A 14,950-nucleotide genomic window follows, 5' to 3' on the forward strand; every position below is an offset into this window, starting at 1 on the left:
ACAAGAAAGGTACTTCAGATGAATGCGATTTCTCGCCTCGCCACAGTCATTTCCCTCGCCTCCATGTTCCCCCTCAGCGCCCTGGCCGCCGACCCCAAAGGTTCCGTGGAGGTTGTGCACTGGTGGACCTCGGGTGGTGAAAAAGCAGCGGTCGACGTACTCAAGGCCCAGGTTGAAAAAGACGGCTTTATCTGGAAGGACGGTGCGGTGGCAGGCGGCGGTGGCGCAACGGCCATGACCGTACTCAAGAGCCGCGCCGTGGCCGGCAACCCACCGGGCGTGGCCCAGATCAAGGGCCCGGATATCCAGGAGTGGGGCAGCACCGGCCTGCTCAGCACCGACGCGCTGACCGAGGTCGCCAAGGCGGAAAACTGGGACGGCCTGCTGTCGAAAAAAGTCTCTGACACCGTCAAATACGAAGGTGACTACGTCGCAGTACCGGTGAACATCCACCGCGTCAACTGGCTGTGGATCAACCCGGAAGTGTTCAAGAAAGCCGGGATCGACAAGGCCCCGACCACCCTCGAAGAATTCTACGTCGCTGCCGACAAGCTCAAGGCGGCCGGCTTCATTGCCCTGGCCCACGGCGGCCAGCCTTGGCAGGACAGCACCGTGTTCGAAGACGTGGTGCTCTCGGTCATGGGCGCTGAAGGCTACAAGAAAGCCCTGGTCGACCTGGACCAGAAAACCCTCTCCGGCCCCGAGATGGTCAAGTCCTTCACCGTGCTGAAAAAACTCATCGGCTACATGGACCCCAACCGCGCGGGCCGTGACTGGAACATCGCTGCCGCCGACGTGATCAACGGCAAGGCTGGCATGCAGATGATGGGTGACTGGGCCAAGAGCGAGTGGACCGCGGCGAACAAAGTCGCCGGCAAGGATTACCAGTGCGTGCCGTTCCCAGGCACTGAAAACGCCTTCACCTACAACATCGACTCCCTGGCGGTGTTCAAGTTGAAAGCCGATCGCAAGGGTGACATCGCCGCGCAGCAGGACCTGGCCAAAGTCGCGCTGGGCAAGGACTTCCAGAAGGTCTTCAGCATCAACAAGGGCTCGATCCCGGTGCGCACCGACATGCTCAACGACATGAGCGCGCTGGGCTTCGACTCCTGCGCCCAGGCCGCGGCCAAGGACTTCCTGGCGGACGACAAGTCCGGCGGCCTGCAACCGAGCATGGCCCACAACATGGCCACTTCGCTGGCGGTGCAGGGGGCGATCTTCGACGTCGTCACCAACTTCATGAACGACAAGGACGCCGACCCGGCCAAGGCCAGCGCCCAGTTGGCCTCGGCGGTCAAAGCCGCGCAGTAATCCTGGACCCTGAGTAACCCTGTGGGAGCGGGCTTGCCCGCGATAGCTGACTGACATTCAACAGCAGTGTCGACTGTTGCATCGCTATCGCGGGCAAGCCCGCTCCCACAAGGGTTCTCCTCGACTCCGACTCTTACTCCTTTCACTTGGATAATCCCGATGAGCTCTGTGGCGGTTTTCAGCAAAGCCTCACCGTTCGATGCACTGCAGCGCTGGCTGCCCAAACTGGTTTTGGCGCCCAGCATGCTGATCGTTCTGGTCGGCTTCTACGGTTACATCATCTGGACATTCGTTCTGTCCTTCACCAATTCCAGCTTCATGCCGAGCTACAAGTGGGTCGGCCTGCAGCAGTACACCCGCCTGCTGGACAACGACCGCTGGTGGGTGGCGAGCAAGAACCTCGCGCTGTTCGGCGGCCTGTTCATCGGCATCAGCCTGGTGCTGGGGGTGTTCCTCGCGGTGCTGCTGGACCAGCGCATTCGCAAGGAAGGCTTCATCCGCACCATCTACCTGTACCCGATGGCGCTGTCGATGATCGTCACCGGTACCGCCTGGAAGTGGCTGCTAAACCCGGGCCTGGGCCTGGACAAGATGCTGCGTGACTGGGGCTGGGAAGGCTTTCGCCTGGACTGGCTGGTGGATCAGGACCGCGTGGTGTACTGCCTGGTGATCGCCGCCGTGTGGCAAGCCTCGGGTTTTGTCATGGCGATGTTCCTCGCCGGTCTGCGCGGAGTCGACCAGTCGATCATCCGCGCCGCCCAGGTCGATGGTGCAAGCCTGCCGACCATCTACCTGAAGATCGTCCTGCCGAGCCTGCGCCCGGTGTTTTTCAGCGCCTTCATGATCCTCGCGCACATCGCGATCAAGAGCTTCGACCTGGTCGCGGCCATGACCGCGGGCGGCCCGGGGTACTCCTCCGACCTGCCGGCGATGTTCATGTATTCCTTCACTTTCAGCCGTGGCCAGATGGGCATCGGTTCCGCCAGCGCAATGATGATGCTCGGCGCGATCCTGGCGATCCTGGTGCCGTACCTGTACTCCGAACTGCGGGGCAAACGCCATGAATAACTCGCTTGCCACCCCGCGCCTGAGCGTCAGCCGGATCGCCATCTACGCGACCCTGCTGCTGGCCGCTGCGGTGTACCTGATCCCGTTGGTGGTGATGTTGTTGACCAGCTTCAAGTCGCCGGAAGACATCCGTACCGGCAACCTGCTGAGCTGGCCGCAAGTGATCGACGGCATCGGCTGGCTCAAGGCCTGGGACAGCGTAGGAGGGTACTTCTGGAACTCGGTGAAAATCACCGTGCCGGCGGTACTGATCTCGACCTTTATTGGCGCGATGAACGGCTACGTGCTGTCGATGTGGCGCTTCCGTGGCTCGCAGCTGTTCTTCGGCCTGCTGCTGTTCGGCTGCTTCCTGCCGTTCCAGACCGTGCTGCTGCCAGCCTCGTTCACCATCGGCAAGCTCGGCCTGGCCAACACCACCACCGGGCTGGTGCTGGTGCACATCGTCTACGGGCTGGCGTTCACCACGCTGTTCTTCCGTAACTACTACGTGAGCATTCCCGATGCCCTGGTCAAGGCGGCACGCCTGGACGGCGCGGGCTTCTTCACGATTTTCTGGAAGATCCTGCTGCCGATGTCGATCCCGATCGTGATGGTCTGCCTGATCTGGCAGTTCACCCAGATCTGGAATGACTTCCTGTTTGGCGTGGTCTTCGCCAGTGGCGACGCGCAACCGATCACCGTGGCCTTGAACAACCTGGTCAACACCAGCACAGGGGCCAAGGAATACAACGTTGATATGGCGGCGGCGATGATCGCCGGGTTGCCGACACTGCTGGTCTACATATTCGCTGGCAAGTATTTCCTGCGTGGGCTGACGTCCGGCGCGGTCAAGGGGTAGAACATGGCAACTCTCGAATTACGCAACGTCAACAAGACCTATGGCGCCGGCTTGCCGGACACCTTGAAAAACATCGAGCTGAAGATCGACGACGGTGAGTTCCTGATCCTGGTCGGCCCGTCCGGGTGCGGCAAGTCGACCCTGATGAACTGCATCGCCGGCCTTGAGAACATCAGCGGCGGGGCGATCCTGGTGGACGACGCCGACATCAGCGGCATGAGCCCCAAGGACCGAGACATCGCCATGGTGTTCCAGTCCTACGCGCTGTACCCGACCATGAGCGTGCGCGACAACATCGCCTTCGGCCTGAAGATTCGCAAAATGCCGACCGCCGAAATCGATGAAGAAGTGGCGCGGGTGTCCAAGCTGCTGCAGATCGAACACCTGCTCGGGCGCAAGCCGGGCCAGCTTTCCGGCGGCCAGCAACAGCGCGTGGCGATGGGCCGGGCGTTGGCGCGGCGGCCGAAGATCTATCTGTTCGACGAACCGCTGTCCAACCTCGACGCCAAGCTGCGGGTCGAGATGCGTACCGAAATGAAGCTGATGCACCAGCGCCTGAAAACCACCACGGTCTATGTCACCCACGACCAGATCGAAGCCATGACCCTGGGGGACAAGGTGGCGGTGATGAAGGACGGGATCATCCAGCAGTTCGGCACGCCGAAGCAGATCTACAACGACCCCGCCAACCTGTTTGTCGCCAGCTTCATTGGTTCGCCGCCGATGAACTTCATCCCCCTGCGCCTGCAACGCAAGGACGGCCGCCTGCTGGCCCTGCTGGACAGTGGCCAGGCGCGTGTCGAGCTGCCATTGGCCATGCAGGATGCGGGCCTCGAGGATCGTGAAGTGATCCTCGGCATGCGTCCCGAGCAGATCGTGCTGGCATCTGGCGAAACCAACGGCTTGCCGACTATCCGTGCCGAGGTCCAGGTCACTGAACCGACCGGGCCGGACACCCTGGTGTTCGTCAACCTGAACGAAACCAAGGTCTGCTGCCGCTTGGCGCCGGATGTGGCGCCCGCCGTGGGCGAGACCCTGACCCTGCAATTCGATCCGACCAAGGTGCTGCTGTTCGATGCCAAGACCGGGGAGCGCCTGGGGACGGCGGGTCTGCCAAGGAGTGAAGCTCACAGCGCCAACGTGACCCAGTTCAAAGGCCGCTGAAGCACACGATTGTAGGCGCGAGCAGGCTCGCTCCTGCAGGGGATGCCAGTTAATAACAATAAAACGAGGAAGTAGGGATGAAGATCAAGAACAACGCTCAACTCATCTGCCAGCTGTCGGCGGTCGCAGCAATGTGCCTGGCAGCCAACGCGCATGCCGCTGACGCGTTCAGCGCTGACTCCAAGTGGATGACCGGCGATTGGGGCGGCGAGCGTACCCGGCTGATCGAGCAAGGCATCGACATCAAGGCCGACTACGTGGGTGAAGTCGGTGGCAACCTCAACGGTGGCTACAACGACGACAAGACCGCGCGCTATGCCGACCAGTTTGGCCTCGGCGTGGCGCTGGACCTGCAGAAACTCTGGGGCTGGGACAACACCCAGGCCAAGATCCAGCTGACCAACCGCAACGGCGAAAACATCTCCAACGACCGTATCGGCGACCCGCGCGCGGGCACCTTGAGTTCCTCCCAGGAAGTCTACGGTCGCGGCCATATGGTGCGTCTGACCCAGTTGTGGATCCAGCATCAGTTCCTCGACAACAAGCTCGACGTCAAGGCCGGTTACTTCGGCGAGGGCGAGGACTTCAATACCTTCCCGTGCGAGTTCCAGAACCTGGCGTTCTGTGGTTCCCAGGTGGGTAACTGGGCCACCAACATCTGGTACAACTGGCCGGTCAGCCAGGCGGCGATCCGCGTGAAGTACAACATCACGCCAGAGTTCTTCGCGCAGATCGGTGCCTACAACCAGAACCCGTCGCAACTGGAGCACGGCAACGGCTTCAAGCTCAGCGGCAGCGGCACTCAGGGCACCGTGTTGCCGGTCGAGTTGGTCTGGTCGCCGAAGGTCAACAACCTGCCGGGTGAATACCGTGTGGGCTACTACAAGAGCACGGCCGCAGCCAATGACGTGCGCGAGGACGACAACGGCCAGGATGCCGCAACCAGCGGTGACAGCTACCGCGAGCACAGCAGCAAGCACGGTTACTGGTTCGTCGCCCAGCAGCAACTGACCAGCCACAACGGCGACGCTTCCCGCGGCTTGAACATCGCGGCCAACGCGACCTTCCACGACAAGGACACCAACGTCGTCGACAACTATCAGTCGCTGATGTTCGTGTACAAGGGCCCGTTCGATGCACGGCCAAAAGATGACGTCGGCATCGGCTTCGCCCGTATCCACGTCAACGAAGACGTGAAGAAAAACGCCGAGCTGGTCAACGCGGCCAATGGCGTCAGCGACTATGCCGATCCGCTGTTCTCGCCATTGCGGACCACCGAGTACAACTACGAGATCAACTACGGTTTCCACGTCACCAACTGGCTGACGGTGCGTCCTAATCTGCAATACGTCACCCACCCGGGCGGTGTCGATGAAGTCGACAACGCGCTGGTGGCCGGCCTGAAAATTCAGTCGGTGTTCTAACGCGGTTGCGATAAGCTCTTCTCCATGTGCGCATTTTTGCGGACAGCCCAGGCTGTCCGCTTTTTTTTGGGGTCGCGCGCCCTCTGGTTACCGCTGATTTTCAGGACCGTGGCACATGCAAGAGCATCCGCTACAACGTTTCTTCAAATCCTTGCGCGAACGTCCGGTGTTTGCGTGGGAGCGCTATCAGAAGCGCGATGTGTTGGTGATCGACCATCCGCTGTGCCAGGCGGTGTTCAGTCGCCAGGGCGCGCAGTTGCTGCATTTCCAGCCCTCGGGGCACAAGCCCTGGTTGTGGTGTGCGGCGAAGTGGCCACAGGTCGGCGCCATCCGTGGCGGCGTGCCGGTGTGCTGGCCGTGGTATGGCCGCCACCCGAGCGAAAACGCCTGGCCGTCCCATGGTTGGGCGCGGCTGATCGACTGGAAGCTGATCGACAGCAGCAGCGATGCCGACGGCGTACGCCTGCACTGGCAGTTGCAGCTGTGTGACTGGCAAGTGGACCTGCACGCGCACCTGGGCGAGCGCATGGAATTGCGCCTGAGCACTGAGCACCAGGACAGCCTGCCGTGCCAGTTGAGCCATGCTTTGCACGCTTACTGGCGTATTGGTGACGTCGGTGAGGTAGCGCTGTCTGGGCTCGATGGCGCCCAGGGTTATGACCAGCTCAAGCGGGAAAATTGCCAGCAGCAGGGCGAGTTGCGGGTCGAGGGCGGCTGTCAACGGGTGTTCCAGCATGAGGGGGAACTGCAGCTCAAGGACCACGCCTGGCAGCGCCAGTTGTGCATCGACACCGGTGCCAGCGCTGACACGGTGGTTTGGCATCCCGGCTCACGGCCGTTGCTGGGGGTGAGCTGGAACGAGATTTCCGAGTTTGTCTGTGTCGAAGCCGCCAGTGGTGGCACCGACAGCTTGTGCCTGGCGCCGGGGGAGCGGGCGCATTTGAGCCTGCAGGCGTGGGCGGCGGCTTAGTTTAAGAAATTGCGGTGTCTGGACTGGCCCCTTCGCGGGCAAGCCCGCTCCCACAGTGTCCACGTCGAGCACAAAACTTGCGGCTGCCATTGAACCTGTGGGAGCGGGCTTGCCCGCGATGAGGTCTGAGCGGGCAATGAAGCTGTTGGATCAGTTGAACTCGTCACCTACCGGATAGCGGCTGGCATTCAAGCTCTCTTTGATCTTGCGCAAATGTGGCTGGAAGTCGACGCCACGGCGCAGGGTCATGCCGGTGGCGAGGACGTCGAGCACGGTCAGTTGAATGATCCGCGAGGTCATCGGCATGTAGATGTCGGTGTCTTCCGGCAACGGGATGTTCAGGCTCAAGGTGCTGGCCTTGGCCAGTGGCGAGCCCTCGGCGGTCAGGCCGAGGACCGAAGCGCCATTTTCCCGAGCGATGCGCGCCACTTCCACCAGTTCACGGGTGCGTCCGGTGTAGGAAATGATCACGAACAACTCGCCGGTGTGGGCCACTGAGGCAATCATCCGCTGCATCAGTACGTCGGCATGGGCGGTGACCGCCAGGTTGAAGCGGAAGAACTTGTGCTGGGCGTCCAGGGCCACAGGGGCGGAAGCACCGAGGCCGAAGAAGTGGATCTGCCGGGCCTGGATCAACAGGTCGACGGCGCGGCTGATCAGGTTCGGGTCCAGTGCCTGGCAGGCGCTGTCGAGGGAGGCGATGGCGCTGCCGAAGATTTTCTGGGTGTAGGCTTCGGGATTGTCATCAGCCTCCACCGCGCGGCTGACGTAGGCCGCTCCGCTGGCCAGGCTCTGCGCCAGTTGCAGCTTGAGTTCCGGGTAGCCGCTGACCCCGAATGAACGGCAGAAACGGTTGACCGTCGGCTCACTGACCGAGGCGGCCTGGGCGAGGGCGGCGATGCTGAAGCGAGTGGCCTGCTGTGGGTTGAGCAGGATCACTTCGGCGACCTTGCGCTCGGCCTTGTTCAGGTCGGCAAGGCGATTCTGGATCTGTTCCAGTAAGTTCCGCACGCGGTCCATATGAAATTCCTTGGTTCAGCTCTGCAAAGAGGGGGCTTGGCTATGCCAATTGAGACTTTGATCGGGCCCATAACGGTGGCCTATCCTACTGATGGCCCCGACTGACCACCACTCGGAATCTGTATTTTGGAAAAATGTTGTGGTTATTACTACATTTTTCCTTGAGCGATGCCTTGAAAAAAGGTATTTGTAGCTTAACTTGATAAAAGAACAAACATCATGCCTTCGATTACGGTTGAACCGTGCACCTTTGCCTTGTTCGGCGCCCTCGGCGATCTGGCCCTGCGCAAGCTGTTTCCTGCCTTGTATCAACTTGATGGCGCGGGCCTGCTGCATGAGGACACGCGCATTATCGCACTGGCCCGTGAAGCGGGCACGGAGCAGGAGCACCTGGCTTTCATCGCCCGGGAACTGCGGCGCTATGTAGAGGCCAAGGAGCTTGACGAAGCCGTGGTCGAGCGCTTCCTGGCACGCCTGACGTACCTGCACGTCGACTTCCTCAAGGCGGACGACTATGTCGCCCTGGCCGAACTGGCGGGCACCGCGCAGCGGATGATTGCCTACTTCGCTACCCCGGCAGCGGTGTACGGCGCTATCTGCGAGAACCTGGCGCAAGTGGGCCTGACGGAAAACACCCGGGTGGTGCTGGAAAAGCCCATCGGTTCGGACCTGGAGTCCTCGCGCAAGGTCAACGATGCCGTAGCGCGGTACTTCCCGGAAAACCGTACCTATCGCATTGACCACTACCTGGGCAAAGAGACGGTACAGAACCTGATCGCCCTGCGTTTCGCCAACAGCCTGTTCGAAACCCAGTGGAACCAGAACTACATTTCCCACGTGGAAATCACGGTCGCCGAGAAAGTCGGGATCGAAGGTCGCTGGGGCTACTTCGACAAGGCCGGCCAACTGCGCGACATGATCCAGAATCATCTGTTGCAGCTGCTCTGCCTGATCGCCATGGACCCGCCGGCCGACCTGTCCGCCGACAGCATCCGTGACGAGAAGGTCAAGGTGCTCAAGGCGCTGGCGCCGATCAGCCCGGAAGGCCTGACTACCCAGGTGGTGCGCGGCCAGTACATCGCGGGCTACAGCGCGGGCAAGCCGGTGCCGGGTTACCTGGAAGAAGAGAACTCCAACACCCAGAGCGATACCGAAACCTTCGTTGCGCTGCGGGCCGACATTCGTAACTGGCGTTGGGCCGGCGTGCCGTTCTACCTGCGTACCGGCAAGCGTATGCCGGACAAGCTGTCGCAGATCGTCATTCACTTCAAGGAACCGTCGCACTACATCTTCGCCCCCGAGCAGCGCTTGCAGATCAGCAACAAGCTGATCATCCGCCTGCAGCCGGACGAAGGTATTTCCTTGCGCGTGATGACCAAGGAACAAGGCCTGGACAAGGGCATGCAGCTACGCAGCGGACCGCTGCAGCTGAATTTTTCCGATACCTATCGCAGTGCGCGGATTCCCGATGCCTACGAGCGGTTGTTGCTGGAAGTGATGCGCGGCAATCAGAACCTGTTTGTCCGTAAAGATGAAATCGAAGCCGCGTGGAAGTGGTGCGACCAGTTGATCGCCGGATGGAAAAAATCCGGAGATGCCCCCAAGCCGTACGCGGCGGGGTCCTGGGGGCCGATGAGCTCCATTGCACTGATCACGCGGGACGGGAGGTCGTGGTATGGCGATATCTGAATTAAAACTGCCCGAGGGCGTCAGCGCCCATGCATTCAAAAGCCCGGTGCTGCTGGCCGAGAGCCTGGCGCTGGCAGTGGCTCGGCAACTGGGCGACGCCATCGAAGCCCGGGGCACGGCGACCCTGGTGGTCTCCGGTGGGCGCAGTCCGGTGGCGTTTTTCCAGCATCTGGCCAAGCAGAAACTCGACTGGGCCAACGTCGTGGTCAGCCTGGCTGACGAACGCTGGGTGCCGGTCGAACACGCCGACAGCAATGCCGGCCTGCTCAAGCGTTATCTGCTGCAGGGGCCGGCCGCCAAGGCGCAGTTCCTCAGCCTGTACAGCGCCAGCGCGAACCTTGAGCAAGCCGCCGAACAGGCCGACCGCCTGCTCGCCGAGCTGCCGAAGATTGATGTGCTGGTGCTGGGCATGGGTGACGACGGGCATACCGCTTCGTTGTTCCCCAACAGTCCGCACCTGGCCGAGGCCCTGCAGGTCGACGGCACGCGCCGGTGCTGGCCGATGCTGGCGCCGACCGTACCTCATCAGCGCCTGACCATGAGTCGTGCGTTGCTGGCGTCGGCGCAGGTCACGGTTCTTTCGATTTCCGGTCAGTCCAAGCTGGCCACCCTGAGTGACGCACTGGCCGGTGACGATGTCGCCGCAATGCCGATTCGTGCCTTTCTGCAACCTACGTTAGAGATTTACTGGTGCCCATGAGCCAAGGATCAGCCGCTATGAAAAACCCATCCCCGACCGTTTCCATGGCGGACAAAGTTGCCCTGATCGACAGCCTCTGCGCCAAGGCGCGGATCCTGCCGGTGATTACCATTGCCCGCGAGCAGGATGTCCTGCCTCTGGCTGACGCCCTGGCGGCCGGTGGTCTGACCGCACTGGAAGTGACCTTGCGCTCGCAGTTCGGCCTCAAGGCGATCCAGATCCTGCGTGAGCAGCGTCCGGAGCTGGTCACCGGTGCCGGCACGGTGCTGGATCGCACCACGCTGGCTGCCGCTGAAGCTGCGGGTTCGCAGTTTATCGTCACTCCGGGGATTACCCGTGAGCTGCTGGAAGCCAGCGTAGCCAGCTCGATCCCGTTGTTGCCGGGGATCAGCAATGCCTCGGGGATCATGGAGGGTTATGCCTTGGGTTATCGGCGCTTCAAGTTGTTCCCGGCCGAGGTCAGCGGCGGTGTCGCGGCCATCAAGGCCCTGGGCGGTCCGTTCGGTGAAGTGAAGTTCTGCCCGACGGGTGGGGTGGGTCCGGGGAACATCAAGAGCTACATGGCGTTGAAGAACGTGATGTGTGTGGGCGGGAGCTGGATGCTGGATCCGGAGTGGATCAAGAACGGTGACTGGGCGCGTATTCAGGAGTGTACGGCTGAGGCGCTGGCTCTGTTGAATTGATGGTTTTTGCAGGATCGTTGTAGTTGTTCTGTGTTTTACGGCTATTTGGCGCACTTGGTCGGTGCGCCTTTTTTTTTGTTCTCGTTGGCGTCTCAGCTCAATTCGATCAACGCCTGTGCCAGCAGCCGCATGTCCCGTGCGGTGCTGGTCAGGCCCGGGGTGATGCGGATGCACGGGCCGCAGGCCGAGCCGCTGCGGGCGACGGTGAATAGGTTGTAGTCCTTGAGCAGGCGCTCGACCATTGGTTGCTGATCTGCTTGGCGGGTAAACCGTACGGAGCTGATCGCGCAGTACAGGCGCGGGTCATCCGGGGTCATGACTTCAATCCCCGGTACCTTGCGCACGGCGCTGACCCACAGGTTGCGCAGGTAGTTGAGGCGCGCGCTTTTGGCTGCGGCGCCGCCCATGGCTCGATGCTCTTCGAACACCAGGGGCAGGGTCAGCAGGGCTGGAATGTTCGGGGTGCTGTAGGGCGTGCGGCAGCGGATGTCGCTCGTGGGGAAATGGAACTCGCCCATGTCCGGATCGATTGCGGCCAGGCGCTGCGGCGCGATGTAGATGAACCCCAGGGTCAACGGGCCGCCGATCCATTTGTGCAGGTTGTAGCCGGCAAACTCGATGCCCAGTTCATCCAGGTCGAACTCGATCTGGCCGAGAGCGTGGGCGCCGTCGAGGATTACGTCGATCCCGTGTTCTCGGGCAGCGCTGGCAATGGCCTGGACCGGCAGCACCAGGCCGGTGCGGTGGGTGACGTGAGTCAGGGCCATTAGCTTGAGACGCGGATATTGCTCGAATGCCGCGCGATAGCTCGCCAGCAGGGTCTCGAAACTCGCCGGGTGGGCATGCTGGATTTCAATCACTTCCACGCCACGATGGCGGGCCAGCCAGCGCATCGCACTTTTTACCGTGTCGTATTCCAGGTCGCAGAGCAGTACCTGGTCGCCCGGTTGCAGGCCGTTGTAATTGCGAATCAGCGCTTGCAACCCATCGGACGCGCAGCGGGTGAAGGCGACCGCCTCGGCGGGTACCCGCAGCAAGTCGGCCAGGTGCTCGCGCACGGTCACGCTCTCGAACTGTTCGAAGCGCTGGCGCACATGCACCGAGTTACTGCGGTTGATCAGTTCGATATTGCGCTGGTACTCGTCGATCACCGTACGCGACATACGGCCGAAATAGCCGTTTTCCAAGTTGATCGGACCTGGCTGGACATCGTAGCGATCAGCGAAGGTTTGCCAGAAAGCTTCATCACGGGCGCGTAGCGTGTTATCGGGCATGGGGCGACTCGGTGCGGGTTCAGTGGCTCAGTGACGAGGTTTGGGTTTGCCGTGTTTGGCCCGCAATGGGTCCAGCAGATCGGACAACCCGTTGTGGTCGATTTCCTGCATCAATGCCAGCAGGCCGCCCAGTTCACCGTGGGGGAAACCCTCGCGGGCGAACCAGTTGAGGTAGGGGCCAGGCAGGTCGGCGATGATGCGTCCCTTGTATTTGCCAAAGGGCATTTCGCGGGTGATCAGTAATTCGAGCTTTTCAGGGTTCATCGGTCAGCGGTCCTGGTTCAGACACTTTGGAAAATACAGGCATTCTGCATGCAGGCCAATTGACAGATCATGCAAATAGCGTGGATACAGATTCCATCTAAAATACCAAGTCGTTGAAAAATAACGGAAATTTATCAATTCAAAAGCTGGCACACGAGCTGCAACTCTTAATGCAACTCTCTCAACCCGCAAGGAATTGAAAAATGACCGACATTAATAAAGAAGCGATTTCAGTCCTCAACGACTTGATCGAGACCAGCAAGGACGGCCAGGAGGGGTTCAAGACCTGCGCCGAAGACATCAAGCATCCTGAACTCAAGGCGCTGTTTGTCAAACGTTCTACCGACTGCGCCACCGCCGCCGCGGAACTGCAGAGCACCGTGCGTTCGATGGGTGGCGATCCGGAAACCTCCACCAGCGTCAGCGGTGACCTGCACCGTCGCTGGGTCGACCTCAAGTCGCTGGTGACCGGCAAGGACGAAGAGGCGGTACTTAACGAAGCCGAGCGCGGCGAAGATCATGCCCTGAAGGCTTACAAAGAAGCGCTGGAGAAAATCAACAAACACAACCTGGTGAACATTCGTGACCTGGTTGAACGTCAGTACCACGGCGTGCAACGCAATCACGATCAGGTCAAAGCCCTGCGCAACCAGGCGCGTGCTCGCTCGTAAGCTTGTAGCTGTGTAAAAACGCCGCTCGTCCAGTCATGGACGGCGGCGTTTTTTTTGGCCCAGCCACTGCAATCAGGTTGGATTAAATCCGGTCCACAGCCAGACGACTTTTTCACCTTTAATCCGTGGCATTGCAGTGGCGTAGTCGAGCCAGTGTCATGGGCAGTCGGACGGGGCTGTCATGGGTGTAAGGTTGTTTTAAGAAGTGGCGATGTACAGGTAGGCGCGAGCTAGCGGTTCGCCTGAATTAATCTCATGCACATAAAAAATCCGCAGGCCTTATCGGGCTGCGGATTTTTCTTGGCTGCGCGGATCTATCAACGCGGACCGCATTGCGCTCAGGCGGACACCTTTGTGGGTGTCAGGGCCTGGTGCGAGGGCGAATCAGCCGATGCTGATTGCGGGCAGGGTTGGCAGGGTCACGGTCTGCTGCTTGCGCGGGGCGAGGATCTCGGCTTCGCCATCGACCACCAGTTCATCACGCTGGTTGAACACGCGAGTGGCGATGCGTACGCGGAACTTTGGCAGTTTTTCGAGGATTTCCAGGCGCACGGTCAGGGTGTCGCCGATCTTCACCGGCTTCTGGAAAGTCATTTGTTGACCGAGGTAGATGGTGCCCGGCCCAGGTAGTTCGCAGGCGACTGCGGCGCTGATCAGCGCACCGCTGAACATGCCGTGGGCGATACGTTCCTTGAACATGCTGGCGGCCGCGAATTCAGGGTCCAGGTGCACCGGGTTGTGGTCGCCGGACATCGCCGCGAACAGCTGGATATCGCGCTCTTCCACGGTCTTGCTGTAGCTGGCGGTCTGGCCGACTTCGAGGGCTTCGTACGGCGTGTTGGTAACCTGGGTCATGTGTCTTGGATCCTGTGACGAGTTAAGTGAAAAAAACCGAAGGTCATTCGGTCCTGGCAGGACGGCGATGGCTCAAGGCCCCGGCCAGCCAGGTGAGCAGGTCCGCAGTCACTTCATCGCGGTTGCTCTCATTGAACAGTTCGTGCCGGGCCTGGGGGTAGATCTTCAGTTCCAGTCCCTGGCTGCCGGCGCGGCGTAGCGCCTCGGCCAAAGAGGTGAGACGCTTGCCCTCACTCACCGGATCACATTCACCGCCGATCACCAGTAACGGCAGGCCCGGATCGATCTGGGCGAGATTGGACGCTTTGCTGATCTGCTGCAAGCCGCCCAGCATGTCGATCCACAGCTGATTGCTGCAGCGAAAGCCGCAGAGCGGGTCGCGGACGTACTTGTCGACTTCGTCGGGATCGCGGCTGAGCCAGTCGAACGCGGTGCGATTGGGCTTGAACGCCTTGTTGAATGAACCGAACGACAACCACTCCAGCAACGCACTGCGCCCGGTAGGGCCCTGGCGCCAGTGTTCGAAACGGGCGATCAGGCGCGCTGCGCGGTACAGCGCCACCGGCTGGAAATTCGAACCGCTGAGGACCGCGCCATGCAGGCTGGCGCTGTGGTGCAGCAGGTACGCCTGGGCGATGTAGCTGCCCATGCTGTGGCCCAGCAGCACGATGGGCACGCCTGGATGCTGTTGGCCGATGTGCTGGTTGAGGCTGGCCAGGTCACCCACCACTTTGCACCAGCCGTCGGCGTCGGCGTAGTGCCCCATGACCCCGTTGGTGGCGGTCTGGCCGTGTCCGCGCTGGTCCAGGGCATACACGCCGTACCCCTGGTTACACAATTGTTCGGCCAGGCGTGCGTAGCGTGCGCTATGTTCCGCCATTCCATGGGACACCAGAATCACGGCCTTGAGCGTACCCTCCGGCAACCATTGGTTGACGAACAGTTGGCTGTGGTCGTTCGCGGTCAACCAGAACGTATCGTGGATCATGGCGATTCCTTTGCGCGGGGTCGCAGCATTG

Annotated in this window: 15 protein-coding genes; 10 read left to right on the forward strand and 5 right to left on the reverse strand. The window is 61.1% G+C overall.

The genetic code is table 11. From position 1 onward, the window contains the following. Window positions 1–18 precede the first annotated feature (18 nt). The 6 genes from ACM6IP_RS04370 to ACM6IP_RS04395 all read left to right on the forward strand — a co-directional run bounded on the left by ACM6IP_RS04370 (window position 19) and on the right by ACM6IP_RS04395 (window position 6,775). Window positions 19–1,311 carry an ABC transporter substrate-binding protein gene (locus tag ACM6IP_RS04370; protein WP_095169823.1) on the forward strand — a complete coding sequence of 431 codons (1,293 nt, stop codon included), beginning with the start codon at window positions 19–21 and terminating at the stop codon, window positions 1,309–1,311. Between the two features lie 159 nt (window positions 1,312–1,470). Next, complete coding sequence (locus ACM6IP_RS04375; protein ID WP_095169822.1) at window positions 1,471–2,379, forward strand: carbohydrate ABC transporter permease; 909 nt, start codon at window positions 1,471–1,473, stop codon at window positions 2,377–2,379. After that, complete coding sequence (locus ACM6IP_RS04380; protein WP_095169821.1) at window positions 2,372–3,217, forward strand: carbohydrate ABC transporter permease; 846 nt, start codon at window positions 2,372–2,374, stop codon at window positions 3,215–3,217. Before ACM6IP_RS04375 ends, ACM6IP_RS04380 begins: the two co-directional genes overlap by 8 nt. Window positions 3,218–3,220: 3 nt before the next feature. After that, window positions 3,221–4,381, forward strand: a complete 1,161-nt coding sequence (locus ACM6IP_RS04385; protein WP_414861035.1) for an ABC transporter ATP-binding protein — start codon at window positions 3,221–3,223, stop codon at window positions 4,379–4,381. A gap of 77 nt (window positions 4,382–4,458) precedes the next feature. Then, window positions 4,459–5,805: a carbohydrate porin gene (locus tag ACM6IP_RS04390; RefSeq protein WP_095169819.1), complete on the forward strand. Its 1,347-nt coding sequence runs from the start codon at window positions 4,459–4,461 to the stop codon at window positions 5,803–5,805. 115 nt (window positions 5,806–5,920) lie between these two features. Continuing rightward, on the forward strand, window positions 5,921–6,775 hold the full coding sequence (locus ACM6IP_RS04395) for a D-hexose-6-phosphate mutarotase (RefSeq protein ID WP_095169818.1): 855 nt from the start codon (window positions 5,921–5,923) through the stop codon (window positions 6,773–6,775). Window positions 6,776–6,925: 150 nt separating this feature from the next. On the opposite strand, the gene ACM6IP_RS04400 is transcribed toward ACM6IP_RS04395, so the two are convergent. Further along, window positions 6,926–7,786 (reverse strand): MurR/RpiR family transcriptional regulator, encoded by an 861-nt coding sequence (locus tag ACM6IP_RS04400; RefSeq protein ID WP_174244630.1) that lies wholly within the window; start codon window positions 7,784–7,786, stop codon window positions 6,926–6,928. Between the two features lie 228 nt (window positions 7,787–8,014). Between ACM6IP_RS04400 and zwf the strand changes: the two genes are divergently transcribed. The 3 genes from zwf to ACM6IP_RS04415 are packed head-to-tail and all read left to right on the forward strand — an operon-like array spanning window position 8,015 to window position 10,867. Beyond that, window positions 8,015–9,484 (forward strand): glucose-6-phosphate dehydrogenase, encoded by a 1,470-nt coding sequence (gene zwf / locus ACM6IP_RS04405; RefSeq protein WP_095169816.1) that lies wholly within the window; start codon window positions 8,015–8,017, stop codon window positions 9,482–9,484. Then, a complete protein-coding gene (pgl, locus tag ACM6IP_RS04410) occupies window positions 9,471–10,184 on the forward strand; it encodes a 6-phosphogluconolactonase (protein WP_095169815.1) in 714 nt (237 codons plus the stop codon). Before zwf ends, pgl begins: the two co-directional genes overlap by 14 nt. Window positions 10,185–10,201: 17 nt before the next feature. Beyond that, the gene (locus ACM6IP_RS04415; protein ID WP_414861036.1) at window positions 10,202–10,867 is read left to right on the forward strand and encodes a bifunctional 4-hydroxy-2-oxoglutarate aldolase/2-dehydro-3-deoxy-phosphogluconate aldolase; all 666 of its coding nucleotides are present in this window, start codon (window positions 10,202–10,204) and stop codon (window positions 10,865–10,867) included. Window positions 10,868–10,959: 92 nt separating this feature from the next. Here ACM6IP_RS04415 and ACM6IP_RS04420 read toward each other — a convergent pair whose 3' ends face one another. Next, window positions 10,960–12,141, reverse strand: coding sequence for an aminotransferase class V-fold PLP-dependent enzyme (locus ACM6IP_RS04420; protein ID WP_414861037.1), 1,182 nt, complete (start codon window positions 12,139–12,141; stop codon window positions 10,960–10,962). A gap of 27 nt (window positions 12,142–12,168) precedes the next feature. Further along, window positions 12,169–12,405: a DUF3820 family protein gene (locus tag ACM6IP_RS04425; protein ID WP_095169812.1), complete on the reverse strand. Its 237-nt coding sequence runs from the start codon at window positions 12,403–12,405 to the stop codon at window positions 12,169–12,171. Between the two features lie 203 nt (window positions 12,406–12,608). Here ACM6IP_RS04425 and ACM6IP_RS04430 point away from each other — a divergent pair, with 203 nt between their 5' ends. Further along, on the forward strand, window positions 12,609–13,076 hold the full coding sequence (locus tag ACM6IP_RS04430; RefSeq protein WP_095169811.1) for a ferritin-like domain-containing protein: 468 nt from the start codon (window positions 12,609–12,611) through the stop codon (window positions 13,074–13,076). Between the two features lie 384 nt (window positions 13,077–13,460). Here the strand turns inward: ACM6IP_RS04430 and ACM6IP_RS04435 are convergent, their stop codons facing one another. Both ACM6IP_RS04435 and ACM6IP_RS04440 read right to left on the reverse strand, forming a co-directional pair. Continuing rightward, the gene (locus tag ACM6IP_RS04435) at window positions 13,461–13,931 is read right to left on the reverse strand and encodes a MaoC family dehydratase (RefSeq protein ID WP_338522905.1); all 471 of its coding nucleotides are present in this window, start codon (window positions 13,929–13,931) and stop codon (window positions 13,461–13,463) included. Window positions 13,932–13,974: 43 nt separating this feature from the next. Next, entirely contained in the window at window positions 13,975–14,919 is a 945-nt protein-coding gene (locus ACM6IP_RS04440) for a lysophospholipase (protein ID WP_401129535.1), read from the reverse strand. Between the last annotated feature and the right edge of the window lie 31 nt (window positions 14,920–14,950).

The sequence above is a fragment of the Pseudomonas sp. IT-P176 genome (genome assembly GCF_949767245.1).
Taxonomy (GTDB): domain Bacteria; phylum Pseudomonadota; class Gammaproteobacteria; order Pseudomonadales; family Pseudomonadaceae; genus Aquipseudomonas.

Bases quoted from the DNA above. Each gene is read 5' to 3' on its own strand.
- ACM6IP_RS04370 (WP_095169823.1), top strand. From the start codon at position 19: ATGAATGCGATTTCTCGCCTCGCCACAGTCATTTCCCTCGCCTCCATG.
- ACM6IP_RS04375 (WP_095169822.1), top strand. From the start codon at position 1,471: ATGAGCTCTGTGGCGGTTTTCAGCAAAGCCTCACCGTTCGATGCACTG.
- ACM6IP_RS04380 (WP_095169821.1), top strand. From the start codon at position 2,372: ATGAATAACTCGCTTGCCACCCCGCGCCTGAGCGTCAGCCGGATCGCC.
- ACM6IP_RS04385 (WP_414861035.1), top strand. From the start codon at position 3,221: ATGGCAACTCTCGAATTACGCAACGTCAACAAGACCTATGGCGCCGGC.
- ACM6IP_RS04390 (WP_095169819.1), top strand. From the start codon at position 4,459: ATGAAGATCAAGAACAACGCTCAACTCATCTGCCAGCTGTCGGCGGTC.
- ACM6IP_RS04395 (WP_095169818.1), top strand. From the start codon at position 5,921: ATGCAAGAGCATCCGCTACAACGTTTCTTCAAATCCTTGCGCGAACGT.
- zwf (WP_095169816.1), top strand. From the start codon at position 8,015: ATGCCTTCGATTACGGTTGAACCGTGCACCTTTGCCTTGTTCGGCGCC.
- pgl (WP_095169815.1), top strand. From the start codon at position 9,471: ATGGCGATATCTGAATTAAAACTGCCCGAGGGCGTCAGCGCCCATGCA.
- ACM6IP_RS04415 (WP_414861036.1), top strand. From the start codon at position 10,202: ATGAAAAACCCATCCCCGACCGTTTCCATGGCGGACAAAGTTGCCCTG.
- ACM6IP_RS04420 (WP_414861037.1), bottom strand. From the start codon at position 12,141: ATGCCCGATAACACGCTACGCGCCCGTGATGAAGCTTTCTGGCAAACC.
- ACM6IP_RS04425 (WP_095169812.1), bottom strand. From the start codon at position 12,405: ATGAACCCTGAAAAGCTCGAATTACTGATCACCCGCGAAATGCCCTTT.
- ACM6IP_RS04430 (WP_095169811.1), top strand. From the start codon at position 12,609: ATGACCGACATTAATAAAGAAGCGATTTCAGTCCTCAACGACTTGATC.
- ACM6IP_RS04435 (WP_338522905.1), bottom strand. From the start codon at position 13,931: ATGACCCAGGTTACCAACACGCCGTACGAAGCCCTCGAAGTCGGCCAG.
- ACM6IP_RS04440 (WP_401129535.1), bottom strand. From the start codon at position 14,919: ATGATCCACGATACGTTCTGGTTGACCGCGAACGACCACAGCCAACTG.